The 1851-nt window shown below is 41.2% G+C and carries 1 protein-coding gene; it reads right to left on the minus strand.

The annotated features are described in order from the left end of the window. Positions 1 to 141 precede the first annotated feature (141 nt). Entirely contained in the window at positions 142 to 1713 is a 1572-nt protein-coding gene (locus tag JX312_RS12990) for a hypothetical protein (RefSeq protein WP_204458349.1), read from the minus strand. Between the last annotated feature and the right edge of the window lie 138 nt (positions 1714 to 1851).

A 1851-nucleotide genomic window follows, 5' to 3' on the forward strand; every position in this document is an offset into this window, starting at 1 on the left:
CAGCACAAATAGCAAATTGCCATCCAACTCTTGACCTCGAATTTGATTAACACTTTTTAAGAGACACTAGTGAAGAACATACTGGTCATAAGGTCAGAATAACTGAGCCAGAAGGAACCGTTATCTTCGTGTCTCTTCATATCAATCCTTCAAATCTTTTACGGCCTTTGTCATAGCCTTCACCGCTTCAAGAAGCGATTTATGAAGTTCCGCCGTCTCTCTCTGTGAATCTTTTGTGTCTTTACGCAAGCTCAAAATTTCATCTTTGAGATCCTTGTAACATTCGCTCTGTGCCTTTGAATATTCAACTAATGCCGCCAATACACTACGCATTTCATCAAAGCTTGTGAAGAACTTGCTATTGTCCGAGACAAACTGTTGTACATAGCTGGTGTTTTGGGTCAACTGGGAGTTAAGCTGACGGCTGACAGTCTGAGCGTCAGTAAGTAGATTGTCGAACTCCTTACGCCACATTTCGCGTCCATCTGCGCCGGTGGGGAAATGCTGTTCGATAGCCTCTTTAAACTGCTGCTGAAGTGCAATTGCTGTGCCCTGTGCATTCGCAACTGAGCTAAGAGCTGAGATGAAGTTATCAAACTTTGCTATGAGAGTGTCAATTTGAGCGACTCCGCCATGTACCTGATGAATAGTCGTATTCAGGTCTTGTTGATATTGATGGAACGTATTAAGGGCATCCGCTGCTTCATTAAGTTGGACAAAGGCAGACGCCACATGATTTGCCATTCGTGTCATACCCATGTCTTGTATCTGAGTCAGCACAAGATGTTGCTTTTCAAGATTCTCATTGAGAAGCTCTGCTGAATCAGCATACGCATCAAGGTTCTTTCCGAACTTATCAACAAAATGGCCTAAGACACTTTTCAGTGAATTAAGGCTGGAACTCATGCTGTTTGCAAGAGTAGGCATCAATTCTCTACGAAGGAAGTCAAAATACTCATTCCTCTTGGTGTCAAGATCGGCTGTTGCTTTTCGGTAGTTAATTGCGGTATTTATAACCATCAGTACCAAGCCACAAAGAGATGCAGCCATGGCGCAACCAATTCCATAGAGAAGAAACTGAAGGCTGTTTGTCTCATCGCTTGATGGTTCAGTCTGTTGAGATTCAACCGCACTGATTGTAGGAACACTTTCATTACCTACAGGAGCATTGATGGTTTGCTCAATTTCAGGTGATGACGATGTCGAATCAAACAAACTATTCAGGTCGAATGCAAAACCGATTACACCGATTATGATACCAATGAAAGTACCACCAAGACCCACGAATAGAGGTAGGTTAAGTGTACTCTTAACAGCATTTTCCTTAACCTCAAGTTTTTTATCGCAAATATCCTGCAAAACTCCTAAATCAGCTGATGTGCCTACATTCTTGCAGAGGTACTCATTTGTCTCAAATACAACTTCTTTGAAAGATTTTGAGCCTCCGGTAGTTGTAATCAGCGAGACATTTACGTCCTCATCTGTCATATCAACCTCATCTTTTTTAGATGGAGGATTCTGAGCTACCTGACGCAATGTAAATCGGTCAGAAATTGCGTCTTTGTTAGTCGTGCATTCTTTTAATGCAACTTTGTCGATGGGTGGAAAGAAGGTTTTCAACTCTTCAATCCCTTTCTTAGTGCTGTTGAAGCACTTGAATTGGAGCCATACGATTCCAATTACTGCTACAATTGCGATGATGAGTATTAACATATGCTGTTTTTGTTATTTTAATTACTGAATGTCATTGTTCCCGGGTTATCCAGATTGATTATATATCACTAGTGTCTCTTAAAAAGTGTTAATCAAATTCGAGGTCAAGAGTTGGATGGCAATTTGCTATTTGTGCTG

This window comes from Barnesiella sp. CU968, assembly GCF_905219685.1.
Classification (GTDB): domain Bacteria; phylum Bacteroidota; class Bacteroidia; order Bacteroidales; family Muribaculaceae; genus Lepagella; species Lepagella muris_A.

Bases quoted from the DNA above. Each gene is read 5' to 3' on its own strand.
- JX312_RS12990 (WP_204458349.1), bottom strand. From the start codon at position 1,713: ATGTTAATACTCATCATCGCAATTGTAGCAGTAATTGGAATCGTATGG.